At 43.6% G+C, this 4,581-nt stretch carries 4 protein-coding genes; 2 read left to right on the top strand and 2 right to left on the bottom strand.

Going from position 1 to position 4,581, the window contains the following annotated elements; translation table 11 throughout:
• Window positions 1-237: 237 nt before the first annotated feature.
• Complete coding sequence (locus tag ACESM0_RS12920) at window positions 238-1,740, top strand: S10 family peptidase (RefSeq protein ID WP_372906617.1); 1,503 nt, start codon at window positions 238-240, stop codon at window positions 1,738-1,740.
• 310 nt (window positions 1,741-2,050) lie between these two features.
• On the opposite strand, the gene ACESM0_RS12915 is transcribed toward ACESM0_RS12920, so the two are convergent.
• Window positions 2,051-2,689, bottom strand: a complete 639-nt coding sequence (locus tag ACESM0_RS12915) for an SDR family oxidoreductase (protein ID WP_372906616.1) — start codon at window positions 2,687-2,689, stop codon at window positions 2,051-2,053.
• A gap of 151 nt (window positions 2,690-2,840) precedes the next feature.
• On the opposite strand from ACESM0_RS12915, the gene ACESM0_RS12910 reads away from it, so the two are divergent.
• A complete protein-coding gene (locus tag ACESM0_RS12910) occupies window positions 2,841-3,947 on the top strand; it encodes a 6-bladed beta-propeller (protein WP_372906615.1) in 1,107 nt (368 codons plus the stop codon).
• Between the two features lie 88 nt (window positions 3,948-4,035).
• Here the strand turns inward: ACESM0_RS12910 and ACESM0_RS12905 are convergent.
• On the bottom strand, window positions 4,036-4,581 hold a 546-nt coding region (locus tag ACESM0_RS12905), incomplete at its 5' end, for an alpha/beta hydrolase (protein WP_372906614.1).

The following is a 4,581-nucleotide window of genomic DNA, read 5'->3' as shown; positions in this document are numbered from 1 at the left end:
TGAAATACAGCAGATGAATCTGGAAACTCCTGGTTATCTGACTGACGAGCGGTTGCTGAATTTACAATACCCGAAGCAGTAACTAGAACGACATAAAAAAGGTTTTTAATCATGATCTATCACCCACTGCTGTGTTAATTACAACAATAACAACCATTTTTCTTTTTTATTGTTCGGTTTAAAAACCACACCCATAAGCATTTACAAGTTGATTCCTACCATTAACAAATACACTAAATGATGAAAACGATACTATATACGCTACTCCCTCTATTACTCTTTTTTGTTTTCACCCCGCTCACAACATCTGATGCCCTTGCCCAGCCCATCCTGGAAGCAGAAAGTGCCGTGACAACTGAGGGTGAAATCACCATTAAAGGAAACCGGGTTCGATATGAAGCCACTGCCGGAACACAACCGGTTTGGAATGACGAAGGCGAACCCGATGCGTCCCTGTTTTATGTCTACTATAGAAGAACGGACGTGGATGATGTTGCCAACCGTCCGCTCGTTTTTTCATTCAATGGCGGACCGGGATCGGCATCGGTTTGGATGCACATCGGTTACACCGGACCCAGATTTTTGAATATTGACGATGAGGGCCATCCGGTTCAGCCTTACGGTGTTTCAGATAATGAACACTCCATCCTCGATGTGGCTGATATCGTTTACATCGATCCGGTCAATACCGGATTTTCCAGAATTTTAGATGAAGAAGCAGAAAGAAGTGATTTTTTTGGTGTGAATGCAGATGTGCAGTACCTCGCCGCCTGGATCGACAATTTTGTATCCCGCCACAACCGCTGGACCTCACCAAAATATCTGAAGGGTGAGAGTTACGGAACTACGCGTGTAGCCGGTCTTGCCCGTCAGCTACAGAGTTCACACTGGATGTTTGTTAATGGAGTGATCCTGGTCTCGCCAACCGGTTTGGGACTTGAACCACCGGCCATGACACCACGCTCCGAAATCCTGAAACTGCCTTATTACGCTGCAACAGCTTGGTATCACGATGCACTCCCTTCTGAATTGCAACAACGCGATCTAGATGATCTTCTTCCTGAAGTTGAGGAGTTTACCATCGAAGAATATCTGCCCGCCGTAGCCCGTGGAGGTACTCTACCTGAAGACCAACGTAATGAGATCGCTGAAAAAGTTTCCACTTACTCCGGTATTGACAAACAGCACATCCTGGATCATAACCTCACACTTCCCACCTCATTCTACTGGAAAGAGCTGCTTCGGGATGAAGGTATTACAGTTGGCCGCCTCGATTCTCGTTATCGCGGAATAGACCGATCTGATGCGGGCAACCAATACGACCACGATCCTGCACTTACTGCATGGAACCACGCATTTGCCCCGGGCATCAACTACTACCTGAGGGAAGTATTGGGTTACGAAACAGATTTACAGTACAACCTTTTTGGTCCGGTTCATCCGTGGGACAGAAGTAACGATTCAACCGGTGATGACCTGCGCCGGGCGATGGGTGAGAATCCGTTTCTCAATGTAATGGTACAGAGCGGTTATTTTGATGGTGCTACAGACTATTTCTCTGCCAAGTATGTGATGTGGAGCATGGACCGAAGTGGAAAAGTATCGGATCGCCTGCGATTTGAAGGGTACCGAAGCGGTCACATGATGTACCTGCGCCAGGAAGATCTGGCTACATCCAACGAACACATCCGCGATTTTATTCAGAACTCGCTGACCAACGGTGAGTCAGCCCGATATTGATAATCCTTTTATCTACTCTAATTTCCCCTCCTTTCAAAGGAGGGGCCGGGGGTGGTTAAATTTTATTTAAAAACCTGAGCTCGATTCTTAAATAATGACTTCAAGGGTTCCCTTTAAAAAAAACACCCCTCTAATTCTCCCCTTACTAGGGGAGACTTTTTACTAAATTATTCACACAAATACTTTGGGAGCAAAGCTTTTCTCTGCGAAATTCAGCGATACCATCCGCGTAAATCTGCGAGAAACAAAAATTCTTTCCCTGTTTTTAGTCCGATTTTAGGTGACTATTTCTCGCTGAGAATCGCAGATCTTATACAAATTCCTGAAGCGCTACAGAAACATCATCTTTGCCTGAAAGCAGATCAAACTCTACATCTTCGATGCTTTCATCCTCCAGAACTTCAGCAATCACGTGCGCCACATCTTCTCTGGGAATCTCACCGCGATCCAATTTTTCAGCGATTTTTACTTTTCCGGTGCCCTCATCGTTCGTTAATCGTCCGGGTTTTACAATCACATAATTCAATCCACTGTTTCTGAGGGCTTCATCTGCCTGAACTTTTGCTTGCTGATAGACCTGAAAAACCTCATCACCGCGTGGTGTCTCCAAGCCCATGGCGCTGATCATCACATACCTCTCAATTCCATTTTTTTTGGCAGCTTCAATCAGTTTGATGGCACCGTCACGATCTACAGACCACTTACGCTCCTTCCCGCTTCCGGCTCCGGCACCGGCTGCAAAAACCACGGCATCCGCTTCACCTACAAATTCACTGATATCATCCTCTTTTTCGATATCCACTAATACCGGTTCTGCACCTGCTTTTCTCAGGTCATCAGCTTGTTCCTCTTTTCGGATTAATCCTTTAACTGTATGACCCTTCTCTTTCAAAATTGGGTGGAGGAGCATGGCAATTTTACCGTGACCTCCTGCTACTACAATTTTCATTTTTTTAATCAACTTTTATTCACATTCACTCATAAAACATGTGTAATAAATTCCCCGTTCAAAAGAAATATCAATAGGTTGTAAATTTCACTTTGAGGATTGAAAATAAATAACTACTCTCTTAGTAATAAATAAGGCAACTTCTAAGTTTATGAAATTACTAATACCTATCCTCTTAATATTGATTGTTGGCTGTTCATCTCAAACATCGGAGTCAGAGACTTTTGATCTGCCAGGTCTCGAATTTGAACATACCATGGAGATTTCTGAATCGGAAGATCTACTCCTTGGGAGTATCACAAACCTGCTTGTAGACTCGGATGGAGACATGATATTAGTGGATGGCACACAGCGATATGTGTATGCTGTATCTTCAAATGGGGATTTTATTCAGCAGATCGGTGGTCGGGGAAGCGGTCCCGGAGAGTATGAATTTCCCGGCCCAATGGCCTTGTCCGGCGACAACAAACTTCACCTGTTCGACTTTTCATCCCGCACCATGATCACGTATGCTAAAGAGAACGGACGTTGGGATTATCACTCTGATTTTGCTGCTAATTTTAATGAGTATGGATTTTTCAGCCTTTTTTTCCCGGTTGCCAATGATGAATATTTTGTGGTAACAAACGCCATGCAAATTGATAGTGAAGGCGGGACTGTAGTTAGAAAAATTGATAATAGTGGCAATGTTGTTCAGGATTCGGTTTACACGTACCCACAAAATGAGCGATTTACTGTTATGCAAGACGGTATGCCCAGAATGTCTATGACGATCCCTAACATTCACAGGCAAGGCCGTTTCAATGTTGATTATGAGGGTAACCAATATTTTGGATGGACTGACTCACTCACCATTTTTCGACAAAAACCGGGGGAATCAAATTTTAACCCTGTCGTTAATATCACCGTAAACAACTTACCGTTTACAGATGCTGCCAGAGATACACTATTAAGCAGATATGAAACTATCCTCTCTGACAATAATCAGGCTCGCATAGAACTTATTTCGTCATTCCCCGACACAAAGCCCGTTTACTCAGACTATAAGATAGATGATGAGGGCAGAATCTGGGTACAGATGTTTAACGAGGAAGAGGATACTGAGTGGTTTGTATTTTCTGATGAAGGGGAGCCTCTTCATCAATTATCACTCCCGGATAGAAACAGATTAAGTACAGTACGTCACGGAAATATTTATACCATTGAAAATACTGAAGAGGGACTGCCGATTGTAAATATTTATTCTATTGCATCTTGATAACCTAAGTTCTATTACATAGTTGATTAGTGTATTTCAACTCTCAAGCTATCCGGTTTATTTGGCAAATTAATCAGTACAGCATACTCTAATGGCGAAGTAAATAACGAACCGGTACATCAAACCGATCGGCCCAGGCATTTTCAGAATGATTGGTTCCTTCAAATACTTCTGATTTAAAATCTTGCCCTTGTGTAAAGCCAAGCTCCAGCATCATTGCATCCACTTTCCGCTGGTAGGGCGCATAGAGGGAATCGAGCGTTTCGGTACCGTGATCATAGTAGATTCTGTGTGAGCCCGGGTCCGGAAGATTTCGCCTCAAATACTTTCTGATTCCACCCGGAATTTCGTCATTGGATTCATGCGTACCCGGCCAATGTGTGGATAAAGCAGCGGCTCCTGAAAACATCTCGGGATATTTTGTAAGCGTATAGAGAGAGATCAATCCGCCATAACTTGAGCCCGCCACGAACCGCCCATCACGATTTTTTATCACCGGATAATTTTCTTCTACAAACGGAATGACCGATTTTGCAATAAAATCAACATACTGATTGGCACGGGGTTCTTCCGGGATGTTTGAAAGCAGATCATCCCTTAATTCACCCTCAATAAAACTTAATGCATCTTCTGG

The organism is Rhodohalobacter sp., from assembly GCF_041686455.1.
Classification (GTDB): Bacteria; Bacteroidota; Rhodothermia; order Balneolales; family Balneolaceae; genus Rhodohalobacter.
Note: the sequence above shows the minus strand (reverse complement) of the source record. Positions and strands in the feature narration are given on the sequence as shown.

Excerpts from the sequence above, each read along its gene's own strand:
- ACESM0_RS12920 (WP_372906617.1), top strand. The coding sequence starts at position 238 with ATGATGAAAACGATACTATATACGCTACTCCCTCTATTACTCTTTTTT.
- ACESM0_RS12915 (WP_372906616.1), bottom strand. The coding sequence starts at position 2,689 with ATGAAAATTGTAGTAGCAGGAGGTCACGGTAAAATTGCCATGCTCCTC.
- ACESM0_RS12910 (WP_372906615.1), top strand. The coding sequence starts at position 2,841 with ATGAAATTACTAATACCTATCCTCTTAATATTGATTGTTGGCTGTTCA.